The sequence below is a fragment of the Lysobacter silvisoli genome, from assembly GCF_003382365.1.
Taxonomy (GTDB): Bacteria; Pseudomonadota; Gammaproteobacteria; order Xanthomonadales; family Xanthomonadaceae; genus Lysobacter; species Lysobacter silvisoli.
This window is the reverse complement of sequence record NZ_QTSU01000001.1, coordinates 1,256,709-1,280,625: the sequence shown is the minus strand read 5'-3', so window position 1 is coordinate 1,280,625 and position 23,917 is coordinate 1,256,709. Positions and strand designations below refer to the sequence as shown.

The window sequence follows — 23,917 nt, the reverse complement described above, 5'->3', positions numbered from 1 at the left end:
TTACCTAACCCTTCTCCCGGAGGGAAAGGGGCTCAGCGCGGCTTATGCGGCCTTCTTCGCCGCCAACTGCCGCAGCACGTAATGCAGGATGCCGCCGTGGCGGAAGTACTCGGCCTCCTTCGGCGTCAGCAGCAGCACCTTGACCTGGAACTTGATATCGCGGCCGTCGGCCTTCCTGGCCACCACGGTGGCGGCCTTGGCCTTGCCGTCGTCCAGGCCGACCACGTCCACGGTTTCGGAGCCGTCCAGGCCGTGGCTCTGCGCGTTCTCGCCATCCAGGAACTGCAGCGGCAGCACGCCCATGCCGACCAGGTTGGAGCGGTGGATGCGCTCGAAGCTTTCGGCGATCACCGCCTTGACCCCGAGCAGGTTGGTGCCCTTGGCGGCCCAGTCGCGCGAGGAGCCGGTGCCGTATTCCTTGCCCGCGAACACCACCAGCGGGACGCCGTCGGCTTTGTACTTCATGGCGGCATCGTAGATCGCCAGCTTTTCCGGTGCGGCGCCGTCTTTGCCGTAATACAGCGTGTTGCCGCCTTCCTCGCCGCCGAACATCAGGTTCTTGATGCGGATGTTGGCGAAGGTGCCGCGCACCATCACGTCGTCGTTGCCGCGGCGGCTGCCGTAGCTGTTGAAGTCCGCCGGCTGCACCCCGCGCGCGATCAGGAAGCGGCCCGCGGGCGAGTCCTTCTTGATGTTGCCGGCCGGGGAAATGTGGTCGGTGGTGATCGAGTCGCCGAACAGGCCCATGACCCGCGCGCCGTGCACGTCGTCGATGCCGCCCACGGCCATGGTCATGCCGTCGAAATAGGGCGGGTTCTTGATGTAGGTCGAGGACTCGTCCCACTGGAAGGACTCGCCGTCGGGCGAGGCGATCTGGTTCCAGCGGCTGTCGCCCTTGAACACGTCGGCGTAGTTCTGCGCGAACAGTTCCGGGCCCACGGTGGCGGCGATGGTGTCGCCGATCTCCTTGTTGCTGGGCCAGATGTCGCGCAGGTACACGTCCTGGCCGTCGCTGCCCTGGCCGATGGGGTCGCGGGTCAGGTCCAGGTTGACGGTGCCGGCGATCGCGTAAGCCACCACCAGCGGCGGCGAGGCCAGGTAGTTGGCCTTGACCTCGGGGTGCACGCGGCCCTCGAAGTTGCGGTTGCCCGACAGCACCGAAGCCACCACCAGCTCGTTCTCGGCGATGCCCTTGGAGACCTCGTCCGGCAGCGGGCCGGAGTTGCCGATGCAGGTGGTGCAGCCGTAACCGACCACGTAGAAGCCCAGCTTTTCCAGGTCGTCGAGCACGCCGGCCTTGCGCAGGTAGTCGGTGACCACCAGCGAGCCCGGGCCCAGCGAGGTCTTGACCCAGGGCTTGGCCTTCAGGCCCAGGCGCGCGGCGTTGCGCGCGAGCAGGCCGGCGCCCAGCATCACCGCCGGGTTGGAGGTATTGGTGCAGGAGGTGATCGCGGCGATCACCACCGAGCCGTCGCACAGCTCGGCGTCCTGGTCCTGGATGCGGATCTTCGACACCGGCTTGGCCGCCAGATGCTCGGCCTGCGGCTGCGCGCCGCCCTCGGTCTTGAGCTCGTCGATGGCGCAGCCCACGCCGCGCGGTTTGCGGCCGGCGATCAGCGGACCCAGGTTCTCTTCGAAGTTGCGGCTCACGTCCTCCAGCAGCACCCGGTCCTGCGGCCGCTTGGGCCCGGCCAGCGAGGGCTTCACGTCGCCCAGGTCCAGCGCCAGGGTGGCCGAATAGGTGGCGTGCGGCTGATCCGGCTCGTGCCACAGGCCCTGGGCCTTGGCATAGGCCTCGACCAGGCCGATCTGCTCCTCGGAGCGGCCCGACAGGCGCAGGTAATTCAGCGCCTCGGCGTCGATCGGGAAAATGCCGCAGGTGGCGCCGTACTCGGGCGCCATGTTGGCGATGGTGGCGCGGTCGGCCAGCGGCAGGTGCTGCAGGCCGTCGCCGTAGAACTCGACGAACTTCCCCACCACGCCCAGCTTGCGCAGCATCTGGGTCACGGTCAGCACCAGGTCGGTGGCGGTGGTGCCCTCGGGCAGCTTGCCGCTGAGCTTGAAGCCCACCACCTGCGGAATCAGCATGGACGAGGGCTGGCCGAGCATGGCCGCCTCGGCCTCGATGCCGCCCACGCCCCAGCCCAGCACGCCGATGCCGTTGATCATGGTGGTGTGGCTGTCGGTGCCGAACACGGTGTCCGGGAAGGCCTGCAGTTCGCCGTCGACCTCCCGGCCCACGACCACACGTGCCAGGTTCTCCAGGTTCACCTGGTGGACGATGCCGGTGTTGGGCGGCACCACCTTGAAGTTCTCGAACGACTTCTGGCCCCAGCGCAGGAAGCTGTAGCGTTCCTTGTTGCGCTCGAACTCGATCTTGCCGTTGAGGTCCAGCGCGTCCGGGCGGCCGAACACGTCGACCTGGACCGAGTGGTCGATGACCAGTTCCGACGGGATCAGCGGGTTGATCTGCGCCGGGCTGCCGCCCAGCCGGGTCACCGCGTCGCGCATGGCGGCCAGGTCGACCACGCAGGGCACGCCGGTGAAGTCCTGCAGCACCACGCGCGCGGGCATGAAGGCGATTTCGGTGTCCGGTTCGCGCGCCGCGTCCCATTGCGCCACCGCCTCGATGTGCTCCTTGCCCACGGTCATGCCGCCGTCCTCGTGGCGCAGCAGGTTCTCCAGCAGGATCTTCATGGAGTAGGGCAGGCGGGCGATGTCGTAGCGCTCGCCCAGCGCCGGCAGGCTGAAGTAGGTGTAGCGGCGTCCGTTGACATCGAGCTGGCGGCGGGTGGAGAAGGAGTCGGGCATGGGGTGGGGCTCCTGAGTGCGGCTGACCGGCCCGGTGCGGGCGGGGTGGCATGCGTGGTCCTGATTATCACCCTATCGGATTCAGGTAGCGTGCAGACAATGGTCGCAGCCGCGCCACAGCGTTCCGCAAAAACCGCGCAAAGCCTTGCCGGATATGGCTGACAGGCCTGCGGCGCGTTGCCGTGAAACGCCATTCCAGGCAAAATACGCGGTCGAGGGGCCGCCCGCTGACGACCAGCTCCCACCGGGCAAGCTCCGACTCCCCGCCAGCCCGCGACGCACGCCATTGCCATGGCCGGTGCGGCGCCGGCGCGGTGCAATCCAGCTTCATCTACGGGACTCTCCATGCTCTCCAGCTACCGCCAACACGTTGCCGAGCGCGCCGCGCTGGGCATTCCGCCGCTGCCGCTGACCGCCCAGCAGACCGCCGACGTCATCGAACTGCTGAAGGCCCCGCCGGCGGGCGAGGAAGAGTTCCTGCTCGACCTGATCACCCACCGCGTTCCGGCCGGCGTCGACGATGCGGCCAAGGTCAAGGCTTCCTACCTGGCCGCAGTCGCCTTCGGTACCGAAACCAATTCGCTGATCGGCCGCGCCCGCGCCACCCAGCTGCTGGGCACCATGCTCGGCGGCTACAACATCCATCCGCTGATCGAACTGCTGGACGACGCCGAAGTCGGCGCCGTCGCCGCCGACGCGCTCAAGCACACCCTGCTGATGTTCGACGCCTTCCACGACGTGCAGGAAAAGGCCGAGAAGGGCAACGCCAACGCCCAGGCCGTGCTGCAAAGCTGGGCCGACGCCGAGTGGTTCACCAGCAAGCCGGAAGTGCCCCAGTCGCTGACCGTCACCGTGTTCAAGGTGACCGGCGAGACCAACACCGACGACCTGTCGCCGGCGCCGGACGCGACCACCCGTCCGGACATCCCGCTGCACGCGCTGGCCATGCTGAAGAACGCCCGCGACGGCATCGTGCCCGAGGAAGACGGCAAGCGCGGTCCGGTCGCCTTCATCGAATCGCTGAAAGCGCAGGGCCACCTGGTCGCCTACGTCGGCGACGTGGTCGGCACCGGCTCCAGCCGCAAGTCGGCCACCAACTCGGTGCTGTGGTTCACCGGCGAGGACATCCCCTACATTCCGAACAAGCGCTTCGGCGGCGTGTGCCTGGGTTCGAAGATCGCGCCGATCTTCTACAACACCATGGAAGACGCCGGCGCGCTGCCGATCGAACTCGACGTGTCGCAGATGAACATGGGCGACGTGATCGAGCTGCGCCCGTACGAGGGCAAGGCCTACAAGAACGGCGAAACCATCGCCGAGTTCGCGCTCAAGTCCGACGTGCTGCTGGACGAAGTGCGCGCCGGCGGCCGCATCCCGCTGATCGTCGGCCGTGGCCTGACCGCCAAGGCGCGCGAGGCTCTGGGCCTGGCGCCGTCCACCCTGTTCCGCCTGCCGCAGAACCCGGCCGACACCGGCAAGGGCTATTCGCTGGCGCAGAAGATGGTCGGCCGCGCCTGCGGCCTGGCCGAAGGACAGGGCATCCGCCCGGGCACCTATTGCGAGCCGAAGATGACCTCGGTGGGTTCGCAGGACACCACCGGCCCGATGACCCGCGACGAGCTCAAGGACCTGGCCTGCCTGGGCTTCTCGGCCGACCTGGTCATGCAGTCCTTCTGCCACACCGCCGCCTACCCCAAGCCGGTGGACGTCAAGACCCATCACGAGCTGCCGGCCTTCATCAGCAACCGCGGCGGCATCGCCCTGCGTCCGGGCGACGGCGTGATCCATAGCTGGCTCAACCGCATGCTGCTGCCCGACACCGTCGGCACCGGCGGCGACTCGCATACCCGTTTCCCGGTGGGCATCTCGTTCCCGGCCGGCTCCGGCCTGGTCGCCTTCGCCGCGGCCACCGGGGTGATGCCGCTGGACATGCCCGAGTCGGTGCTGGTGCGCTTCAAGGGCCAGATGCAGCCCGGCGTGACCCTGCGCGACCTGGTCAACGCGATCCCGCTGGCCGCGATCAAGTCCGGTCTGTTGACCGTGGCCAAGCAGGGCAAGAAGAACATCTTCTCCGGCCGCATCCTCGAGATCGAGGGCCTGCCGCAGCTCAAGGTCGAGCAGGCCTTCGAGCTGTCCGACGCCTCGGCCGAACGCTCCGCCGCCGGTTGCACGGTCAAGCTGGATAAGGAACCGATCATCGAGTACCTGACCAGCAACATCACCCTGCTGAAGTGGATGATCGCCGAGGGCTATGCCGACCCGCGCTCGCTGCAGCGCCGGATCAAGGCCATGGAAGCCTGGCTGGCCAACCCGCAGCTGCTGGAAGGCGATGCCGACGCCGAGTACGCCGCGGTCATCGAGATCGACCTGGACCAGATCGTCGAGCCGATCGTCGCCTGCCCGAACGACCCGGACGACGTGAAGACCCTGTCCGACGTGGCCGGCGCGGTCATCGACGAGGTCTTCATCGGCTCGTGCATGACCAACATCGGCCACTTCCGCGCCGCGGCCAAGCTGCTGGAAGGCAAGCGCGACATCCCGACCCGCCTGTGGGTCGCGCCGCCGACCAAGATGGACGCCTCGGAGCTGACCAAGGAAGGCCACTACGGCACCTTCGGCACGGCCGGCGCGCGCATGGAAATGCCGGGCTGCTCGCTGTGCATGGGCAACCAGGCACAGGCGCGCGAGGGCGCCACGGTGTTCTCCACCAGCACCCGCAACTTCCCCAACCGCCTGGGCCGCAACACCAACGTCTACCTGGGCTCGGCCGAACTGGCCGCGATCTGCTCGCGCCTGGGCCGCATCCCGACCCGCGAGGAGTACATGGCGGACATCGGCGTGATCAACGCCAATGGCGACAAGATCTACCGCTACATGAACTTCGACCAGATCGAGGATTACAAGACCGTGGCCGATACGGTCGCGGCCTGATCCGGGCCGCGCGGCGTTCTACGAGAAACCCGGCTTCGGCCGGGTTTTTTGTTGCCTGTCGGAGGGCAGGGGCGGTTCCCGTGCTGTAGCGCTTCGCCCGCGATCTGCGCTAGCTTCATCCAATCCAGCAATGGGGTGCGGCATGAAATGCACGATGGGCTTACTGCTCTTGCTAACGGCCTCCATGCCAGCGGCAGCATGTTCGGTCATCATGTTCCCACCCGATCAAGAGTTTGAGCGCAGCGACGTGGTTGTACTCGCGCGACCTGTGGGGGGCTCGTTCTTACCCAAGCAAGCGGCGGCTAGGCGCTACGCCGGAACCTTCCGTGAGACCGTCTTATGGGAGGTGCTGCTTAGCTGGAAAGGTGCGTGGAAATCCGGGGATAAGTTCACTACCCGTCACACGTATCCCGCGTCACCCTGCACCTACGAAGTTCGCTTGCCCGATAGGACCTCCGCTTATCTCCTGTACGTCAACGGAGCGGAGCCATACCCGTATTATCGCCTGATACCAGCGGAGTACTCCGCTTATCACATGAAGCATCTGTCCAAGCGGGCCGCGCGGTGATGCAGGCTGCTCGAGAGCGGGTCTAAGCGGAGGTCGCTTCGCGTAGCGGCTCTTCAGGCGTTGGGCCGCGGCGTTCGTGGCCCAGTAGAGGGTGACCGGGACCGTCCCGGCCCGATCGCGTCGCTGCATCGCGATGAATCACGAAAAACCCCGGCTTGGCCGGGGTTTTTTGTTTGCGACGTAGGCTAGGGGTAGGGCCATTGCATACGGGAGCGTAGGCGCGAACACGGTCGCAATATGCGCAAGAACAGCGTGCAGCGCGTGACCGTATTCGCAGACACCGGCACGGCGCTGGTGTGTGATCTGCACGCACAGGGGGAGCAGTATGAAGTCGATGAAAACCGTCCGAGCCGACCGGCTCGACCGCGCCTTGCGTTGGACGCTGGGGTTGACCTTGATCGCCGCCGTCGCCTGGGCCTGGGCCCAGGGTGGCGCGGCGTTGTAGGCGCGCTGGCGTAACCGCGCCGGAGGCCTGGGTTTCCGCTTCCGCGGGAATGACGGGCAAGAGCGGCAGACGTCCGCCCCGTCATTGCCACGCCGGAGGTCTGGATGTTCGGCTCCGCCGAAGTAAAGCGGAGCCCGCTTTCGCGGGAATGACGAGCAAGAGCGTCCTTCCACCCCGTCATTCCCGCGAAGGCGGGAATCCAGAGTGCCGACGTTACTCCCATAGGAGCCCGTAGCGTGGCGGTAAGCCGCAGGCGCACCGCACGGCGCGCCCATGCAGCGGGGCGGGACGCCCCTCAGTCCAAATACCCGTTCAACGCCGCGATCATGTCCCGCCGGCGCAGCAGGAAGTCCCACAAGCTGCCGCCGAGCTGACGCCACAGCACGGCCGAGCGCACTGCGGCCAGCAGCACCGCGCGCACCTCGGCCACCACGTTGGCCTGGCCCAGGTAATGCGGGTTGCCCTGCACCAGCACGCGCGGGCGCAGGTGGCTCAGGGTTTCGGCGTACAGGCTGCCCAGCGCGGCCAGCACGTCGGGGTGGCTGCTGCCCAGGCGCTCGGCCTGGATCGCCTGGGCGCGGATGCCGGCCTGCACGCGCTCGGCCATGGCGCTCTCGCGTACGAAGCGGCGCTCCAGCTGCAGCACCGCCATCGCCAGGCGCGGCAGCTGCTCGTCCTTGGTGTCGCGCACGAAATAGTCGCGCAGCAGCACCAGGCCCGGGCGCAGCGCCTCGACTCCGCCGTAGATCTCGGCCGGAGTGTCGGCGTCGATGCGGAACACCGACTCCAGCGCCGTAGTCAGCACCGCGTTATTGGCCTGCCCGGTGTCGGCGATGCGGCGCACCTGCGCCAGCGCCTGGACCAGGCCGGCCAGGGCGAGTACGCGTTCGGAGATGGCACGTTGGGCGGGGGAGGCGTTGCGGGTGGAGCTCATGCGGCGTTGACCTTCAAATGTTGTTCCAGCGGCGCGTCGGTGGCGGCGATCACGGCGCCGCCCAGGCAGACCTCGCCGTCGTACAGCACCAGCGACTGACCGGGCGTGACCGCGCGTTGCGGGCGCGCGAAGCGCACCTGCACGCGGCCGTCGTCCAGCACCTGCACTTCGCAGTCCTCGTCCGGCTGGCGGTAACGGGTTTGCGCGGTGCAGGCGAAGCGGCGCGCCGGCGGGCTGCCGGCGATCCAGTGCGCGGTTTCCGACCACAGCGCCTGCGAGCGCAGCCAGGGGCTGTCCGTGCCCTGATCGACGTAGAGCACGTTACGGGCCACGTCCTTGCCCACCACGTACCAGGGAGCGGCGTCGAAACCGCGCACGCCGCCGATATTCAGGCCTTCGCGCTGACCCAGGGTGAAATAGAACACGCCGGCGTGGCGGCCGATGGCGCGCCCGTCCGGACGGCCGTCGCCGGCCACCGCGCGGATCTCGCCCTCGCGCGCGGGCAGGTAGCGGGCGAGGAAGTCGCGGAAGTCGCGCTCGCCGATGAAGCAGATGCCGGTGGAATCCTTCTTGGCCGCGGTCGGCAGCCCGGCCGCCTGGGCCATGGCGCGCACGTCGACCTTGAGCAGCTCGCCCAGCGGGAACCGCGTCGCGGCCAGCTGGGTCTGGCCCAACTGGTGCAGGAAATAGCTCTGGTCCTTGCTGCGGTCGGCCGCGCGCAGCAGCCGGTGGCGGCCCTCGCGGCGCTCGACCCGGGCGTAGTGGCCGGTGGCGATGAACTCCGCGCCCAGGCTGTGGGCGGCGTCCAGGAAATGCTTGAACTTGATCTCGCGGTTGCACAGCACGTCCGGGTTGGGCGTGCGCCCGGCCGCGTATTCGGCCAGAAAGTGGGCGAACACCCCGTCCCAGTACTCGCGCGAGAAATCGCGGAAGTGGATCGGCAGGCCCAGCCGGCCGCAGACCGCGACCGCGTCGCGGCGGTCGTCCTCCGCGCGGCAGTCGCCGCTGCCATCGTCGGCCCAGTTCTGCATGAACAAGCCGGCGATCGGCTCGCCCGCCTCGCGCAGGCGCAGCGCCGCCACCGACGAATCCACGCCGCCGGACATGCCCACCACCGTGCGCACCGTCGTCACCGCCTCAGCCCAGGTGCTGCAACAGGTCCAGCGGGTGCCGGCGCCCGGCCAGGAAGTCGGCGGCGGTGCGCCAGACCAGCGGGCTGCGGTGCCGCGGCGCCTGCGCCTGCAGTTCGTCCGGGGTCAGCCACAGCGCGCGCACGATGCCTTCGTCCAGGGCCCGGTTCGGATCGTGCCGCACCGGCTCGGCGGCGAAGGCGAAGCGCAGGTAGTGGCGCCCGCCGCTGCCGTCGGCCTGCAACGGTGCTTTCCATTGGTAGGCACCGACGAAACCGGTCAGACGCACGTCCCAACCGGTTTCCTCGCGGGTCTCGCGCAGGGCCGCGTCCACCAGGCTCTCGTCCGGCTCCAGGTGGCCGGCGGGCTGGTTCAGCACCAGTTTGCCGCCGACGGTTTCCTCCACCACCAGCAGCCGTCCGCCATCGACCACCACCGTGGCCACGGTGACGTCCGGCTGCCAGAAGCGGCCCTCGCGGTAGCTCATCAGAACTCGTCCTTGCCCGGGGAGAGTTCCTTCTCCATCAGGTCGGCCGCGCGCAGCGCGTAGTCCAGGGCGTCGTCCAGCTCCTGGTCGCTGGCGTCGGCGGGGATCTTGACCACGAACACGGCCATGTTGCCCTGCTTGACCCAGGCGCCCATCTTGCTGGACTGGCTGTCTTCGAGCAGCTTGTTGGCGATCTCCACCGGGAACTGCTCGCCGGAGGAGCGGTAGGCCGGCGCCCAGACTTCGCGGACCTTGTGCTTGCCGTAGCTTTCGGTGCGCGAGATCACGAAGCCCAGCTGGCTGCGGTCCTCGCCCATGTCGAAGGTCAGCTTGTAGTCGCCGTCCTCGTCGACCTCGTACTTGTAGCCCAGCCCGTCCAGCTGCTTGCCGATGCGGGCGTCGGCGGCGGTGGAATGCTGGGCCTCGGCGGCCTGGGCCTTGTTGTTGCTGGCGGCAGGAGCGGTGGCGGGCAGCAGCGCGAGGGCGGCGGCGAGCATCGCGGGCAGGGCCAGGGCGGTCGGGCGCATCGGAAGTCCTTTCTCGGGTTGGGTGGCGGTCGGGCTTGGTTTACGGCGTTTGGTCGCCATTTTGATTCACCCGCTGGTGGGCGTCCACGGCCCGCGGCCTGCCGGACGTATAATTTCCGTATGCCCAAACAGACCGATCACGAACACAGCCACGGCGTACTGGTGGAAACGGGGAAGCCGGAAGTCGCCCGGCCGCCGCTGTATTCCGTGCTGCTGCTGAACGACGACTACACCCCCATGGATTTCGTGGTGGAAGTGCTGATGCGCTTTTTCCCGATGAACGCCGAAAAAGCCACCCAGATCATGCTCCACGTCCACACCCGCGGGCGGGGCGTATGCGGGGTCTTCACGCGCGAGGTCGCCGAATCCAAGGTGGCGCAGGTGAACGAATTTTCAAGGCTGCACCAGCACCCCTTGCTGTGCACGATGGAAAAGGCTTAAACAGGAACCGTACTCCGCGACGACGGGGATGGAAAAACCGCCGGCCGGCCCCACCTAGGGTGCATACGTTCTGGAGGCTCCCTCCCCATGTTCAGCAAGGATCTCGAATACAGCATCGGCCAGTGCTACAAGCGCGCCCGCGAGGCGCGCCATGAGTACATGACGGTCGAACACCTGCTGCTGGCGCTGCTCGACAACCCCTCGGCCGAGGGCGTGCTCAAGGCCTGCGGCGCCGACTTCGCCCGGTTGCGCAGCGACCTGGAGCAGGCCATCGCCACCTCGGTCTCGGTGCTCCCCGACGACGTCGACCGCGACACCCAGCCCACCCTGGGCTTCCAGCGGGTGCTGCAGCGCGCCGTCTACCACGTCCAGTCCTCCGGCAAGAAGGAGGTCACCGGCGCCAACGTGCTGGTGGCGATCTTCGGCGAGAAGGACTCGCACGCGGTCTACTTCCTCAACCAGCAGGACGTGGCCCGCCTGGACGTGGTCAATTACCTGTCGCACGGCATCGCCAAGCAGGGCGCCGAGGACGCCGGCCCGCACGAGGACGGCGAGACCAAGCCGGCCGAGGGCGGCGAGGGCGAGGGCAAGTCCGACGCCCTGGCCGAGTTCGCGGTCAACCTCAACCAGCTCGCCCGCGACGGCAAGATCGACCCCCTGGTCGGCCGCGCCGACGAGGTCGAGCGCACCATCCAGGTGCTGTGCCGCCGGCGCAAGAACAACCCGCTGTACGTGGGCGAGGCCGGCGTGGGCAAGACCGCGATCGCCGAAGGCCTGGCCAAGCGCATCGTCGACGGCGACGTGCCGCTGGTGCTGGAGAACGCGACCATCTTCGCCCTGGACCTGGGCGCGCTGGTGGCCGGCACCAAGTACCGCGGCGACTTCGAAAAGCGCCTCAAGGCGGTGCTGGCGCAGCTGAAGAAGCTGCCCGACGCGGTGCTGTTCATCGACGAGATCCACACCATCATCGGCGCCGGTTCCGCCAGCGGCGGCACCATGGACGCCAGCAACCTGATCAAGCCGGCGCTGTCCTCGGGCGAGCTGCGCTGCATCGGCTCGACCACGTTCCAGGAATACCGCGGCATCTTCGAGAAGGACCGCGCGCTGGCGCGGCGCTTCCAGAAGATCGACATCGTCGAACCCACCGTGGGCGAGACCTTCGAGATCCTGCAGGGCCTCAAGCCCAAGTACGAGGCGCATCACGGCGTGACCTACGCCGACGAGGCGCTGCAGGCGGCGGTGGACCTGTCGGTCAAGCACATCGGCGACCGCCTGCTGCCGGACAAGGCCATCGACGTCATCGACGAGGCCGGCGCGCGTCAGCGCCTGCTCGCCGAGGGCGTGCGCAAGAGCCTGATCGACGTGGAGGAGATCGAGACCATCGTGGCCAAGATGGCGCGCATTCCGACCAAGCAGGTCAGCGCCTCGGACAAGGACGTGCTCAAGAACCTCGAGCGCAACCTGAAGATGGTGATCTTCGGCCAGGACGCGGCCATCGACACCCTGACCTCGGCGATCAAGCTGGCCCGCTCGGGCCTGGGCAATCCCGACAAGCCGATCGGCAACTTCCTGTTCGCCGGCCCCACCGGCGTGGGCAAGACCGAGGTGACCAAGCAGCTGGCGCTGCAGCTGGGCATCGAGCTGGTGCGCTTCGACATGTCCGAGTACATGGAGCCGCATTCGGTGAGCCGCCTGATCGGTGCGCCTCCGGGCTACGTGGGCTTCGACCAGGGCGGCCTGCTGACCGAGAAGATCGTCAAGACGCCGCACTGCGTGCTGCTGCTGGACGAGGTGGAGAAGGCGCACCCGGACATCTTCAACATCCTGTTGCAGGTCATGGACCGCGGCACGCTCACCGACACCAACGGCCGCGAAGCCAACTTCAAGAACGTGATCCTGGTGATGACCACCAACGCCGGCGCGGCCCAGGCCTCGCGTCGCACGATCGGCTTCACCAAGCAGGACCATTCCACCGACGCCATGGAAGTGATCCGCCGCAGCTTCACCCCGGAATTCCGCAACCGCCTGGACGCGGTGGTGCAGTTCCAGGCGCTGGGCTTCGACCACATCCTGCGCGTGGTGGACAAGTTCCTGATCGAACTGGAAGCGCAGCTGCACGAGAAGAGCGTGAGCCTGAGCGCCACCCCGACCGCGCGCGACTGGCTGGCCCAGCACGGTTTCGACCCGCTGATGGGCGCGCGGCCGATGGCGCGGGTGATCCAGGACAAGATCAAGCGCCCGCTGGCGGACGAGCTGCTGTTCGGCAAGCTGGTCGGCGGCGGCCGGGTCATGATCGACGTCAAGGACGACGAACTGGTGGTGGAGGCGCAAGCCGAACCCGAGCGCCTGCTGCCGGCAACGGTCTGAGCGTTCCCCACGCAACAAGAAAAAAGGCGGCCCCCAGGCCGCCTTTTTTTGCTCCCGGGTAGGAGCGGCGTAAGCCGCGACCGCGAATTCACATCGACGACAAACCCCACGATTGCCCCTGTAGGAGCTGCGCAAGCTGCGACCGCGAATCCGCACCTGCGACGAACCCCACGCTTGCCCCCTGTAGGAGCTGCGTAAGCTGCGACCGCGAATCCTCAACTACGACGAACGCTTCGGTCTCTGCGGGATGTGCTTTCTGTAGGAGCGGCGTGAGCCGCGATCCGCTCCGAACTCGCGAAGGTGTGTGGGGGTGCTGCTTTGAAGCAACAGCAACAGCTTCCGTCCGCAAGCGGCCGGGTCACTTTCTTTTGATAAGCGTCAAAAGAAAGTAACCAAAGAAAAACGCTTCGCCAGAGCTCCCCTGCGAGATCGGGGCGTGCGCCGGGATTTTTCGATGGCACATCCTGTGCCAGCGAAAAACGGCGCACCTCCTGTGCGCCGCCCTACGGGTCTGCTATTGGCGTGGCGAGTTCGGTGCCCGACCGAGGAGCAAGAGCATTCGCTGCGCTCACCCCCTCACCCTAGCCCTCTCCCGCAGGCGGGAGAGGGGACGCATCCGACGCCGCTTGATGCTTTAGCCCCTCTCCCGTTCACGGGGTGAGGGGCAGCGCTTGCGAGCCACTGGCTCGCGCTGCACCGAACGCCCGACCGCACTGCGGGCGGGCCGGGGTGCGGGTTGGGGTGAGGGCAGTCGCAACAGCAAATCGCGGCGAAAGATCGCCATCAGCTCCGGCGCGAATACCGCGTGTACGCCGCCTCGTCGATGCGCTCGACCTTGCTGATCTTGCAATCGCCCTTGTTGAGCTTGACCCGCGTGCCGCTGGGGCAGACGCGGCCGGCCTGGCCTTCGGTGGACAGCTCGAAGCGGGTGGCCAGCTGCAGGCCGTCGCAGGAGCTGCCGACGCTGAGGCGGTAGTAGTCGCTGCCGTCGGCCACTAGCACGTACTGACCGCCGAAGCGCGACACCTGTTGCGAACCGCTGAGGTCCACGCAGTCCTGGATGGCGTCGGCGGCGAAGGCCTGGGCGCTGGCGGCGCACAGGCCGGCGGCGAGCAGCAGGGAAACGCGATAAGAGTGACGCATGGTGGGGCTCTCCTTAAGGGGTGGATCTAGCTCGGGGACAAGGTAGTGATGTGCGGCTCGCACCGAATCTGGAGGAAGTCGTTGTGACCTCCGGCACCATGACCTTCGGCACCGTGCGCGTCGTGCAGCACGCATGCTGCGCGAGCGCGCCGACGACGCAAGACGGTTTGCGACGACTCCCGCCCAAGCCGGTGCGAAAGGCCTGCAGCGGCGACGAATCCGCACGCGCGATGGCGCCGCGCAGGCGTTGCCGGCGCCGGATGCGCGCTTAGGCCGCATGCGGACGGTGCGTTCGCGGGCCCGCGAACGCGTCGGTCGCTGTGTCGTGCGGCCTGGCGAATATGGATGTACGCGGAGGCGATTTCGTTGCAGGCCGATGGCGATCGGCGGCGTGCGGCCGGGCGCTGCGCTTGCGTCGCGATGCACGGCGCGAAGGTGAGGAGAGGGCGGGGGCGCGGCTCGCACAGGTTCGATGCGTGTGCCGGGTCGTGGGCGAGTGCGGTGCGCAGTTGCGGCTTGCGAATCGCGGCTCACGCCGCTCCCACAGAAAGCGGGTTGCGCCGGCTCCACAGACAGCGGGTCGTGCCGGTTGCGCAAAATGCGGGTTGCGCCGCAGGTGGGTTTCTCTTGTTCCGCGAGGGCGGGGGCGCGGCTGCCTGGGCGTGCAAACGAAAAAAGCGGCCGGCGGCCGCTTTTTTCAATCGGTTACCGCGATTACTTCATGCGGTAGGTGATGCGGCCCTTGGTCAGGTCGTAGGGGGTCATTTCGACCTTGACCTTGTCGCCGGTCAGGATGCGGATGTAGTTCTTGCGCATGCGGCCGGAGATGTGGGCGATGATCTCGTGGCCGTTTTCGAGGCGCACGCGGAACATGGTGTTCGGAAGGGTTTCCGCCACCGTGCCCTCGAATTCGATCACGTCGTCTTTTGCCATGTGTTCCCTGGATGAGGAAAAGCGGGCGGTTCGCGCCCGCGAAGCCCGGCATTGTGCCATGCCGGGGGCGCTGGCGCAAAAATTAAGTTAAGCGGCGTCGGGCGCCTCGGATTCGGCCAGCAACCGGGCCGGCCAATCGCCGAAGCGGGCGGTCCAAGAGCCGGCGGGCTCGGGCTGCGCGGCCAGTTCCGTCACCGCGGCCAGGAAGCGCGGACGCGGCCAGCGCTGCGCGCCCAGGCTGAGCAGGTGCGGGTTCTCGACCTGGGCGTCGAGCAGCGGCCAGTCCCAGCCGTGCAGGCGCCGGGCCAGCGCGGCCAGCGCGACCTTGGAGCCGCCGGACTGCAGCGACACCATGCTCTCGCCGAAGAACATGCGCCCCACCGCGATGCCGTACAGGCCGCCGATCAGGCGCGGGCCGTCGTAGACCTCGATCGAATGGGCATGGCCGAGCGCGTGCAGGTCCAGGTAGGCCTGGCGCATGCCGGCGGTGATCCAGGTGCCGTCCTGCCCGGGTCGCGGCGCTTGCGCGCAGGCGTCCAGCACCTGGGCGAAGGCGGTGTCGGCGCGCACGATCCAGCCGCTGCGGCGCAGGCCGCGGCGGAACTTGGACGACAGGCGCACGCCGTCGGTGGCGAACACCATGCGCGGGTCCGGCGTCCACCACAGGATCGGGTCGCCTTCGGAAAACCAGGGGAAGACGCCGTGGCGGTAGGCGTTGAGCAGGCGCGCCGTGCTCAGATCCCCGCCCACCGCAAGCAGGCCGTTGGGCCGGCGCAGCGCGCGCTCGGCCGGCGGGAACGGCGCTTCGGGATCGGCGGGGAGCAGGGCGGGCAGGCGGCTCATCGCGGCGATGATGGACGAGCGAGCGGCGAGTGGGGGAAGAGCAACAGCCAATCCCCCCAGCCCCCCTTTTTCAAAGGGGGGGAACAGCAACGGCGGCGGCAATTCGGGTTCTCCCTCTGAAAAAGGAGGGCGAGGGGGGATTTGCTGTTGCCCCAGTTCAAGCGTCGCCCCCCTTGAACGGACTATGCCCCGCCAACGTGCGCGCGTAGCGCCGTACCGACGCGCTCTCCTCGCGGCACCAGGCCGACAGCGCTCCGCGGAAACCCTCATGCGCGACCCAATGCCGGCTGCGCACCACCTGCGGCAAGAACCCGCGCGCGAGTTTGTGCTCGCCCTGCGCGCCGGGTTCGAAACGGCGCAGGCCCGTGCGCAGGCAGTAGTCGATGCCCTGGTAATAGCAGGTTTCGAAATGCAGGCCCGGCACCTGTTCGCTGGCGCCCCAATAGCGGCCGTACAAGGTGTCGCCGCCGCGCAGGCACAGCGCGCCGGCGATGGCGCGGCCGTCGCGTTCGGCCAGCACGATCACTAGGGCCTGTGACAGGGTGCGGGCCAGGTGGTGCAGGAATTCCAGGGTCAGCGCCGGGTGGTTACCGTAGTCGGCGAAGGTGCGCAGGTAGAAGCCGTGCATGGCCGCCAGCTCGGCCTCGCTCGCATCGGCGCCTTCGATCACACGCAGGCGCACGCCGGCGCGCGCGACCTTGGCGCGCTCCTGGCGGATGTTCTTGCGGTGCTTGTGGTCCATGGCCGCGAGGAAATCCTCGAAGCTGCGCCAGGTGGGCGCGCCGTCGGCGCCGGCCGGGTTGCGCCAGTGGTACTGCACGTCCGTGCGCGCCAGCCAGTCCTCGCCGAACAGCGCGTCTTCGTCCTCACGGTGGAAATTGACGTGCGCCGACGACAGCTCCTGGCGCTGGGTCAGCGCGGCCATCGCCGCGATCAGCTGCGCGCGCGCCGCGTCGTCGCGCGCGAGCAGGCGCGGGCCGGTCACGGGCGAGTAGGGCACCGCGCACAGCCACTTGGGAAAGTAGTCCAGGCCGTGTTGGGCGTAGGCGTGCGCCCAGGCGTGGTCGAACACGAACTCGCCGTGCGAGTTGTCCTTCAGATACGCGGGGGCGGCGGCCATCAGCTCGTCGCCGCGCCACAGACTCAGGTGATGCGGAGTCCAGCCCCAGTCCTCGCGCAGGCAGCCCTGGCTTTCCAGGCCGGACAGGAAGGCGTGGGCCAGGAACGGGTTGCCGCCGTCGTGCAGCGCGTCCCATTGCGCCGGCGCGATCTGCGCCAGGCCGGGCAACAGGCGTGCGGTCAGCGGCTCAGCCGTTGCGGTCATTGCGACGGTAGACGTCGGGGTCGTGGCGCTGCATGTGGTACTCGGGCTGGCTCAGCGCCTCGAAGCCCAGGCCGGCGTACAGCGTCTGCATGTCGCGGGTGACCAGGTGCCAGCGGCGCAGACCCTGCAGGCGCGGGTCGTCCATCGCCGCGCGCACCAGCGCGCGCGCATGGCCGCGGCCGCGCTGCTCGGGCAGCACGAACACGTCGGCCAGATAGGCGAAGGTGGCGCGGTCGCTGACCACGCGCGCGAACGCGACCAGTGCGCCGTCGATATAGCCGCGGTAACACAGCGAGTGTTCCAGCGCGCGGCGCTGGGTCTCGGCCGGAATGTTGCCGGCCCAATAGGTCTGGCTCAGGAATCCGTGGATGACCGCGAAGTCGCTGTCCGACAGCGCGTCGTGGCGATCGTCGCGGATCTGCAAACGGGTGTCGGACATGGCGATTAGCGCTGGATGGAAAAAGGCAGGGCGAAGCCGAACGCCTGGCCGCTGTCGTCCTTGCACGGCAGCCCTTCGCTGGGCAGGCGCTGGAGCAAGGCCCGCAGCGCAGCCAGCATCGCCGGCTGATCGATGCCCGGGTCGGCCTGTTGGATCTCGACGCGATTGGGGCAGGTGCGCACGGTGGCGCGCACGTTCTGCAGTTGGCCGGCCGCATCCTTGCGCACCACTTCGTCCGACAGCGCCTCCAGACGTTCCTTGAGCATGGCGCTCAGCACCACGCCGAACACCGCCATGGCCTGCTGTTCGGACGGCGCGGACTGCGTGAGCTTGAGCCGGATCGCGGTCTTGGCCGCGGTGTCGGGCGGATAACCGGAGTCCACCAGCAGCTTGTATGCCTGGCCGTAGTCGGCGGGCACGCCGGCGCCCAGGGCGTGGAACTGCGCCAGGTATCGCTGCGCCTGCGTGTCGCCCTTGCCGGCCGCGGCTTGCAGGTAGGACACGGCGGTGGCCTGCTTCTGTGCGCTCATGCCGTCGCCGGCGAGCACGCAGGCGGCCCAATAGCCGCCGATCCGGCGCTGCGACGTCGCGTCGCCGCGCTCGGCCGATTGCAGCATGCGTTCATAGCCGGCCAGCAGGGCGCCGAAGCTGGACTGTTCGTTGTAGATCAGCTGCCGGGCCGCCGGGCTGGCCTTGTCGCGCTCGGTCGCCAGCTCGGCGCGGTCCAGACAGAACAGGCCCGGCTCCCTCGCTTGCGCGGCACACGGCAACAGCGCCGCGGCCGCGATCAGCACGGTCGCGAACGCGGCGCGCATGCTCAGGCGTCCTTGTCGAGGAACTTCTCGGCGTCCAGCGCCGCCATGCAGCCGAAGCCGGCCGAGGTGATGGCCTGGCGGTAGACCTGGTCGGCCACGTCGCCGGCGGCGAACACGCCTTCCACCGAAGTGCGGGTGGCGTTGCCGTCCAGACCGGTCTTGATGGTCAGATAACCGTTCTTCATTTCCAACTGGCCTTCGAACAGCGACGTGTTCGGGGTGTGGCCGATGGCCACGAACAGGCCGTGCACGGCGATGTCGCGCACGCTGTCGTCCTGCACCGAGCGCACGCGCATGCCGGTCACGCCGGCGTCGTTGCCCAGCACTTCCTCGATCACGTGGTGCCACACCGGCTCGATCTTGCCCGACTGGATCTTGGCGAACAGCTTGTCCTGCATGATCTTCTCCGCGCGCAGGGTGTCGCGGCGGTGCACCAGGTAGACCTTGCGCGCGATGTTGGACAGGTACAGCGCTTCCTCGACCGCGGTGTTGCCGCCGCCGATCACGGCCACGTCCTGGTCCTTGTAGAAGAAGCCGTCGCAGGTGGCGCAGGCGGACACGCCGCGGCCCTTGAACAGGTCTTCCGAGGGCAGGCCCAGGTACTTGGCGGTGGCGCCGGTGGCGATGATCAGCGCGTCGGCGGTGTACTCGCCGCTGTCGCCGATCAGGCGGAACGGGCGCTTGGACAGGTCGGCGGTGTGGATGTGGTCGAACACGACCTCGGTATCGAAGCGCTCGGCATGCGCCTGCATGCGCGCCATCAGGTCAGGGCCCATCAGGCCGTGGGCGTCGCCGGGCCAGTTGTCCACCTCGGTCGTCGTCATCAGCTGTCCGCCCTGCTGCAGGCCGGTGATGACCAGCGGCTTGAGGTTGGCGCGGGCGGCGTAGACGGCTGCGGTCCAGCCGGCCGGGCCGGAACCGAGGATGACGACGCGGGAGTGCTTCGAAGGGGTCATGTATATAATCGCGGGCTGTTGGGACGCGCGTGAGCGCGATGTGCCTCCGGCACGCGAGCCATACGCTGGCGTGTTGAAGGCGCTGTCGTTGCCATAGCTTGGCGGCGACGTCCCGGCAAAACAAGGCGCGCGCCGCGGACGCAACGTTGCAGCGCCAAAGACCGATCCCCCACAGCAGCGAAACTGCACAACACAATCCGGGCTGGGTGCGCCGCGCATGCGGCGTTTTTTCTTGGCCCCACTGGAGAGCGAAGGCAATGCGTATCGGCGTACCCAAGGAAACCAAGACCCTCGAAGGCCGCGTCGCGCTGGTCCCGGCCGCCGCGGGCGACCTGGTCAAGCGCGGCCACGAGGTCTGGCTGGAGCAGGATGCCGGCGTCAAAAGCGGCTTCAAGGATGCCGACTACACCCGCCTGGGCGTGAAGATCGCGCCGGACGCGGCCGCGCTGTACGAGAAGGGCGAACTGATCGTCAAGGTCAAGGAACCCATCGCCGGCGATCTGCAGCACCTGCGCAAGGATCACCTGCTGTTCTGCTACCTGCACCTGGCCGCCGAGCCGGTGCTGACCAAGCAGCTGCTGGACATCGGCCTGACCGGCGTGGCCTTCGAGACCGTCGAGCTGCCCAACGGCGACCTGCCGCTGCTGGCGCCGATGTCGATCATCGCCGGCAAGATCGGCGTGCAGGTCGGCACCCACCTGCTGCACCAGCCCATGAGCGGCAAGGGCAAGCTGCTGGGCGGCCTGCCGTCCACCGAGCGCGGCAAGGTGGTGGTGTTCGGCGCCGGCCAGGCCGGCGGCGCGTCGGCGGCGCTGGCCGCGGCCGGCGGCTCCAACGTCACCGTGTTCGAAATGCGCCAGGACCGCATGGACCAGATGATGCGCCTGGGCAACAACGTGACCGCGCTGTTCCCGTACGTGGACGTGGTCGCGCGCGAAGTGGCCTCGGCCGACCTGGTGATCGGCGCGGTGCTGGTGACCGGCGCGCGCGCGCCGCACGTGCTGACCCGCGAGATGCTCAAGGGCATGGAAGACGGCAGCGTGGTGGTGGACATCTCCATCGACCAGGGCGGCTGCTTCGAGACCTCGCGTCCGACCACCTGGAAGGAGCCGACCTATGTGGAGGAGGGCGTGACCCACTTCTGCGTGACCAACATGCCCGGCGCGGTGCCGCAGACCTCCTCGCAGGCGATCTGCGCGGCGATCCTGCCCTGGGTCAACAAGCTGGCGGCCGGCAACGAGTGGCGCAACAACCCGGCCCTGGTGCGCGGCATCAATGTCGAAGGCGGCAAGCTGGTGCACCCGGCGCTGCAGGGCATGAGCCTGTAAGCACGGCGGATCGGGGCCGGATGCCGGCCCCTGTCCCGCACGGCGGGCGGCGGCGGACGCGGGCTTTGATGCTACCGTTCGCTGGCCGCCCGTTTTCGTTTCGACGGCGCCCGTACGCAGCCCCCGGCTCAGCCCCGGGGCGGCTTGCGCGGGGCAGGGGCTTTTCGCGTATATTCAATAACTAACGTTATCTAGCTGAGGCAGAACTTCACGGTGGCGCAAGCTCCTTCCGCAAGCCGCAAAAAGGCCGCTCCGGCCAAGGAAAAGGCGCCGCCTTCGCCGCGCCGGCAGCGGCTGGTGCGCGATATCGCGCTGATCCTGATCGCGCCGTTGCTGCTGTACCTGCTGGCCAGCCTGCTGTCGTACTCGCCCGCGGACCCGGGCTGGTCGCATTCGGGCTCGATCACCGCGCCGGTGCACAACCTGGGCGGGCGCGTGGGCGCCTGGACCGCCGATGTGCTGCTGTACCTGTGCGGCTACGTCGCCTTCCTGCTGCCGGTCATGCTGGGCGCGATCGCCTGGATCGCCCTGTTCGGCATGGACGCGGACGGCGATGGCGACGCCGACCTGGGGCCGGCGCTGCGCCTGGTCGGCATCGTCGGCTTCCTGGTCTCGGCCACCGGCCTGCTGCACCTGCGCCTGGGCACGGCCGAATATTTCTCCGCCGGCAGCGGCGGCATCCTCGGCCAGCTGGTCGGGCGTTCGCTGTATTCGGGCTTCGGTCCGGTCGGCGGCAACCTGTTCCTGCTGGCCCTGCTGCTGATCTCGGTGACCCTGGCCACCGGCATTTCCTGGCTGGCGGTGATGGACAAGATCGGCCAGTGGACCCTGGCCCTGGGCCCGCTGCTGAGCAAGCTGTTCCGCCGCGGCAGCCAGCAGGCCAGCGAATGGCAGCAGACCCGCGCCTACCGCGAGGAGCGCGAGGAAGCGCGCAAGGTCGACGTGGAACTGCGCGCCAAGCGCGAGAAGGTCAAGATCGAACCGCCGCCGGCGCCGGTGGTGGAAAAGAGCGAGCGCGCCAAGCGCGAGACCCAGATCCCGCTGTTCCATACCGGCGACGGCACCGGCATCCCGCCGCTGGCGCTGCTGGACGATCCCAAGCCGCAGCCCAAGGGCTACAGCGAGGAAACGCTGGAAACCCTGTCGCGGCAGATCGAGTTCAAGCTCAAGGATTTCCGCATCGACGCCCAGGTGGTCGGCGCCTATCCGGGCCCGGTCATCACCCGTTTCGAGGTGCAGCCGGCGCCGGGCGTCAAGGTCAGCCAGATCAGTTCGCTGGACAAGGACATCGCCCGCGGCCTGTCGGTGAAGTCGGTGCGCGTGGTCGACGTGATCCCGGGCAAGTCGGTGATCGGCCTGGAAACGCCGAACACCTCGCGCGAGATGATCTTCCTGTCCGAGCTGCTGCGCTCCAAGGAATACGACAAGTCCGGCAGCCCGCTGACCCTGGCCCTGGGCAAGGACATCGCCGGCCGGCCCACCGTGGCCGACCTGGCGCGCATGCCGCACCTGCTGGTGGCCGGCACCACCGGCTCGGGCAAGTCGGTGGCGGTCAACGCCATGGTCCTGAGCCTGCTGTACAAGGCCTCCGCCAAGGACCTGCGGATGCTGATGATCGACCCCAAGATGTTGGAGCTGTCGGTCTACCAGGGCATTCCGCACCTGCTGGCGCCGGTGGTCACCGACATGAAGGAGGCCGCCAACGGCCTGCGCTGGTGCGTGGCCGAAATGGAGCGGCGCTACAAGCTGATGAGCGCGGTGGGCGTGCGCAACCTGGCCGGCTTCAACAAGAAGGTCAAGGACGCGCAGGACGCCGGCCAGCCGATGATGGACCCGCTGTTCAAGCCCAACGCCGAGCTCGGCGAGGCGCCGCGGCCGCTGGAAACGCTGCCCTTCATCGTCATCTTCATCGACGAATTCGCCGACATGATGATGATCGTCGGCAAGAAGGTCGAAGAGCTGATCGCGCGCCTGGCGCAAAAGGCGCGTGCGGCCGGCATCCACCTGATCCTGGCCACCCAGCGCCCGTCGGTGGACGTGATCACCGGCTTGATCAAGGCCAACATTCCTACCCGCATCGCGTTCCAGGTGTCGAGCAAGATCGACTCGCGCACCATCCTGGACCAGTCCGGCGCCGAGACCCTGCTCGGCCACGGCGACATGCTGTACCTGCCGCCGGGCACGGCCATGCCCGAACGCGTGCACGGCGCCTTCGTTTCCGACGAGGAAGTGCACCGCGTGGTCGAGCACCTCAAGCAGGTCGGCGGCGGCCCGGACTACATCGAGGGCGTGCTGGACGAGGTGCAGACCCTGGGCGACGGCGTGGTGGTCGGCGCCACCGGCCTGCCGGAAAGCGGCGGCGGGGCGGGGGACGAGTCCGACCCGCTTTACGACGAGGCCGTGCGCATCGTCACCGAGACCCGTCGCGCCTCGATCTCCGGCGTGCAGCGCCGGCTCAAGATCGGCTACAACCGCGCCGCGCGCCTGATCGAGGCCATGGAGGCCGCCGGCGTGGTCTCCCCGCCCGAGCACAACGGCGACCGCAGCGTGCTGGCGCCGCCCCCGCCGAAGTAGCCCGCCACCCCGACGGACGGCCGCCGGCGGCGCTGGCGGCGGTCACACAAGCCGGCTTAAGCTGGGGACGGGGGGATCTTGCGGTTCGGACTCGGGGAGTGGCCGCATGGCCCGGTATTCGAGCAAGACCGGCGCCGTCGCCGCGGCGCTGCTGCTGATCGTCTGCGTCCATCGGCCGGCGCCCGCGCAGGAGTGGGTGCGGTGGCGCAGCGTGCCTTCGTTGCGCGACCAGGATCCGGCCAAGCGCCTGCCTGCGGCGCAGCCTGTGCAGGCGACCGCGCCCGAGCCTGTCGCAGCACCCGTGGCAGCGGAGCCGCCGCGCGCCGCGCCCGTCGCCACCGCCGCACCGGTGCCAGCGAAACCCGCTGATGAAGTGCCTGCGCGTGTCGGGCCCCAGCCTGACACCTCCGGTCGTGCGGTGGTCGCTATGGCCGTCGCCGGTTACGACGCCGCCGACCCGATTGCGGTGCGCGAACTGGATGTGGCTGCAGCCGCGTCCGCCCCGCGCCTGGCCGCCGTGACCGGACCCGCGCCTACGCCGCATCGCGGCGGCGCCTACGTCACCGTCGGCAGCGACAGCGACGCCTCGCTGGTCGCGGCCGCGCCCCAGGTCTACGCCTGCGACGACGACGGCCGCTGCGAACAGTTGCAGGACGAGCATGCCGGCGTCGGCCTGGACGCGCCGGCGCAGGCCCAGGCATCGCCGCAGCAGCAGATCGAATCGCAGATCAAGCGCAACGCCTTGCGCAGTTTTTAAGGCGGGGCGACGGCGGTAAAAGCCGTCATTCGGCGAAAGCCGTAACCCATCTTGTCTTTGCTTCACCTCCGCTGGCGCAAGCGAAGATCAAAGTGGGTTCCGGCTTTCGCCGCAACGACGGGTGGGGCGTGTGACGAAATCGCATCGCCGCCTGCCTGTGCTCT

Annotated in this window: 18 protein-coding genes; 6 read left to right on the top strand and 12 right to left on the bottom strand. The window is 68.4% G+C overall.

Annotated features, from left to right (window positions below; all coding sequences use genetic code 11):
- Positions 1-42: 42 nt before the first annotated feature.
- Positions 43-2,811: an aconitate hydratase AcnA gene (acnA, locus tag DX914_RS05650; protein ID WP_115858048.1), complete on the bottom strand. Its 2,769-nt coding sequence runs from the start codon at positions 2,809-2,811 to the stop codon at positions 43-45.
- Between the two features lie 345 nt (positions 2,812-3,156).
- Here acnA and acnB point away from each other — a divergent pair, with 345 nt between their 5' ends.
- Positions 3,157-5,742 (top strand): bifunctional aconitate hydratase 2/2-methylisocitrate dehydratase, encoded by a 2,586-nt coding sequence (gene acnB / locus DX914_RS05645; RefSeq protein WP_115858047.1) that lies wholly within the window; start codon positions 3,157-3,159, stop codon positions 5,740-5,742.
- 1,308 nt (positions 5,743-7,050) lie between these two features.
- Here the strand turns inward: acnB and hflD are convergent.
- Genes hflD through DX914_RS05625 form a run of 4 tightly spaced genes read right to left on the bottom strand, consistent with a single transcriptional unit; the run spans position 7,051 to position 9,803 of the window.
- On the bottom strand, positions 7,051-7,689 hold the full coding sequence (gene hflD, locus DX914_RS05640; protein WP_115858046.1) for a high frequency lysogenization protein HflD: 639 nt from the start codon (positions 7,687-7,689) through the stop codon (positions 7,051-7,053).
- The gene (gene mnmA / locus DX914_RS05635; protein ID WP_115858045.1) at positions 7,686-8,822 is read right to left on the bottom strand and encodes a tRNA 2-thiouridine(34) synthase MnmA; all 1,137 of its coding nucleotides are present in this window, start codon (positions 8,820-8,822) and stop codon (positions 7,686-7,688) included. The genes hflD and mnmA overlap by 4 nt, the downstream gene beginning before the upstream one ends.
- A 4-nt stretch (positions 8,823-8,826) precedes the next feature.
- Complete coding sequence (locus DX914_RS05630) at positions 8,827-9,306, bottom strand: NUDIX hydrolase (protein ID WP_115858044.1); 480 nt, start codon at positions 9,304-9,306, stop codon at positions 8,827-8,829.
- On the bottom strand, positions 9,306-9,803 hold the full coding sequence (locus DX914_RS05625) for a hypothetical protein (protein ID WP_425480672.1): 498 nt from the start codon (positions 9,801-9,803) through the stop codon (positions 9,306-9,308). The genes DX914_RS05630 and DX914_RS05625 overlap by 1 nt, the downstream gene beginning before the upstream one ends.
- A gap of 150 nt (positions 9,804-9,953) precedes the next feature.
- Between DX914_RS05625 and clpS the strand changes: the two genes are divergently transcribed.
- Both clpS and clpA read left to right on the top strand, forming a co-directional pair.
- Positions 9,954-10,274 carry an ATP-dependent Clp protease adapter ClpS gene (clpS, locus tag DX914_RS05620; protein ID WP_115858042.1) on the top strand — a complete coding sequence of 107 codons (321 nt, stop codon included), beginning with the start codon at positions 9,954-9,956 and terminating at the stop codon, positions 10,272-10,274.
- Between the two features lie 87 nt (positions 10,275-10,361).
- Positions 10,362-12,641, top strand: coding sequence for an ATP-dependent Clp protease ATP-binding subunit ClpA (gene clpA / locus DX914_RS05615; protein WP_115858041.1), 2,280 nt, complete (start codon positions 10,362-10,364; stop codon positions 12,639-12,641).
- A gap of 783 nt (positions 12,642-13,424) precedes the next feature.
- Here clpA and DX914_RS05610 read toward each other — a convergent pair.
- The 7 genes from DX914_RS05610 to trxB form a co-directional block, all read right to left on the bottom strand.
- Positions 13,425-13,784, bottom strand: coding sequence for a DUF6491 family protein (locus DX914_RS05610; protein WP_115858040.1), 360 nt, complete (start codon positions 13,782-13,784; stop codon positions 13,425-13,427).
- Positions 13,785-14,498: 714 nt separating this feature from the next.
- Entirely contained in the window at positions 14,499-14,717 is a 219-nt protein-coding gene (infA, locus tag DX914_RS05605; RefSeq protein WP_031372296.1) for a translation initiation factor IF-1, read from the bottom strand.
- An 87-nt stretch (positions 14,718-14,804) separates the two neighbouring features.
- The gene (gene aat / locus DX914_RS05595) at positions 14,805-15,560 is read right to left on the bottom strand and encodes a leucyl/phenylalanyl-tRNA--protein transferase (RefSeq protein WP_115858039.1); all 756 of its coding nucleotides are present in this window, start codon (positions 15,558-15,560) and stop codon (positions 14,805-14,807) included.
- Between the two features lie 157 nt (positions 15,561-15,717).
- Positions 15,718-16,884, bottom strand: a complete 1,167-nt coding sequence (locus DX914_RS05590; protein ID WP_115858038.1) for a GNAT family N-acetyltransferase — start codon at positions 16,882-16,884, stop codon at positions 15,718-15,720.
- Positions 16,868-17,323, bottom strand: coding sequence for a GNAT family N-acetyltransferase (locus tag DX914_RS05585; protein WP_115858037.1), 456 nt, complete (start codon positions 17,321-17,323; stop codon positions 16,868-16,870). The genes DX914_RS05590 and DX914_RS05585 overlap by 17 nt, the downstream gene beginning before the upstream one ends.
- 5 nt (positions 17,324-17,328) lie before the next feature.
- A complete protein-coding gene (locus tag DX914_RS05580) occupies positions 17,329-18,138 on the bottom strand; it encodes an SEL1-like repeat protein (RefSeq protein ID WP_115858036.1) in 810 nt (269 codons plus the stop codon).
- Between the two features lie 2 nt (positions 18,139-18,140).
- Positions 18,141-19,094 (bottom strand): thioredoxin-disulfide reductase, encoded by a 954-nt coding sequence (trxB, locus tag DX914_RS05575; protein ID WP_115858035.1) that lies wholly within the window; start codon positions 19,092-19,094, stop codon positions 18,141-18,143.
- A gap of 257 nt (positions 19,095-19,351) precedes the next feature.
- Between trxB and DX914_RS05570 the strand changes: the two genes are divergently transcribed.
- The 3 genes from DX914_RS05570 (at position 19,352) to DX914_RS05560 (ending at position 23,753) form a co-directional block, all read left to right on the top strand.
- Positions 19,352-20,422, top strand: coding sequence for an alanine dehydrogenase (locus DX914_RS05570; protein ID WP_115858034.1), 1,071 nt, complete (start codon positions 19,352-19,354; stop codon positions 20,420-20,422).
- 213 nt (positions 20,423-20,635) lie between these two features.
- Complete coding sequence (locus DX914_RS05565; protein ID WP_115858033.1) at positions 20,636-22,996, top strand: DNA translocase FtsK; 2,361 nt, start codon at positions 20,636-20,638, stop codon at positions 22,994-22,996.
- Between the two features lie 106 nt (positions 22,997-23,102).
- Positions 23,103-23,753 (top strand): hypothetical protein, encoded by a 651-nt coding sequence (locus tag DX914_RS05560; protein WP_115858032.1) that lies wholly within the window; start codon positions 23,103-23,105, stop codon positions 23,751-23,753.
- Positions 23,754-23,917 lie beyond the last annotated feature (164 nt).

Bases quoted from the DNA above. Each gene is read 5' to 3' on its own strand.
- acnA (WP_115858048.1), bottom strand. From the start codon at position 2,811: ATGCCCGACTCCTTCTCCACCCGCCGCCAGCTCGATGTCAACGGACGC.
- acnB (WP_115858047.1), top strand. From the start codon at position 3,157: ATGCTCTCCAGCTACCGCCAACACGTTGCCGAGCGCGCCGCGCTGGGC.
- hflD (WP_115858046.1), bottom strand. From the start codon at position 7,689: ATGAGCTCCACCCGCAACGCCTCCCCCGCCCAACGTGCCATCTCCGAA.
- DX914_RS05630 (WP_115858044.1), bottom strand. From the start codon at position 9,306: ATGAGCTACCGCGAGGGCCGCTTCTGGCAGCCGGACGTCACCGTGGCC.
- DX914_RS05625 (WP_425480672.1), bottom strand. From the start codon at position 9,803: ATGCTCGCCGCCGCCCTCGCGCTGCTGCCCGCCACCGCTCCTGCCGCC.
- clpS (WP_115858042.1), top strand. From the start codon at position 9,954: ATGCCCAAACAGACCGATCACGAACACAGCCACGGCGTACTGGTGGAA.
- clpA (WP_115858041.1), top strand. From the start codon at position 10,362: ATGTTCAGCAAGGATCTCGAATACAGCATCGGCCAGTGCTACAAGCGC.
- DX914_RS05610 (WP_115858040.1), bottom strand. From the start codon at position 13,784: ATGCGTCACTCTTATCGCGTTTCCCTGCTGCTCGCCGCCGGCCTGTGC.
- infA (WP_031372296.1), bottom strand. From the start codon at position 14,717: ATGGCAAAAGACGACGTGATCGAATTCGAGGGCACGGTGGCGGAAACC.
- aat (WP_115858039.1), bottom strand. From the start codon at position 15,560: ATGAGCCGCCTGCCCGCCCTGCTCCCCGCCGATCCCGAAGCGCCGTTC.
- DX914_RS05590 (WP_115858038.1), bottom strand. From the start codon at position 16,884: ATGACCGCAACGGCTGAGCCGCTGACCGCACGCCTGTTGCCCGGCCTG.
- DX914_RS05585 (WP_115858037.1), bottom strand. From the start codon at position 17,323: ATGTCCGACACCCGTTTGCAGATCCGCGACGATCGCCACGACGCGCTG.
- DX914_RS05580 (WP_115858036.1), bottom strand. From the start codon at position 18,138: ATGCGCGCCGCGTTCGCGACCGTGCTGATCGCGGCCGCGGCGCTGTTG.
- trxB (WP_115858035.1), bottom strand. From the start codon at position 19,094: ATGACCCCTTCGAAGCACTCCCGCGTCGTCATCCTCGGTTCCGGCCCG.
- DX914_RS05570 (WP_115858034.1), top strand. From the start codon at position 19,352: ATGCGTATCGGCGTACCCAAGGAAACCAAGACCCTCGAAGGCCGCGTC.
- DX914_RS05560 (WP_115858032.1), top strand. From the start codon at position 23,103: ATGGCCCGGTATTCGAGCAAGACCGGCGCCGTCGCCGCGGCGCTGCTG.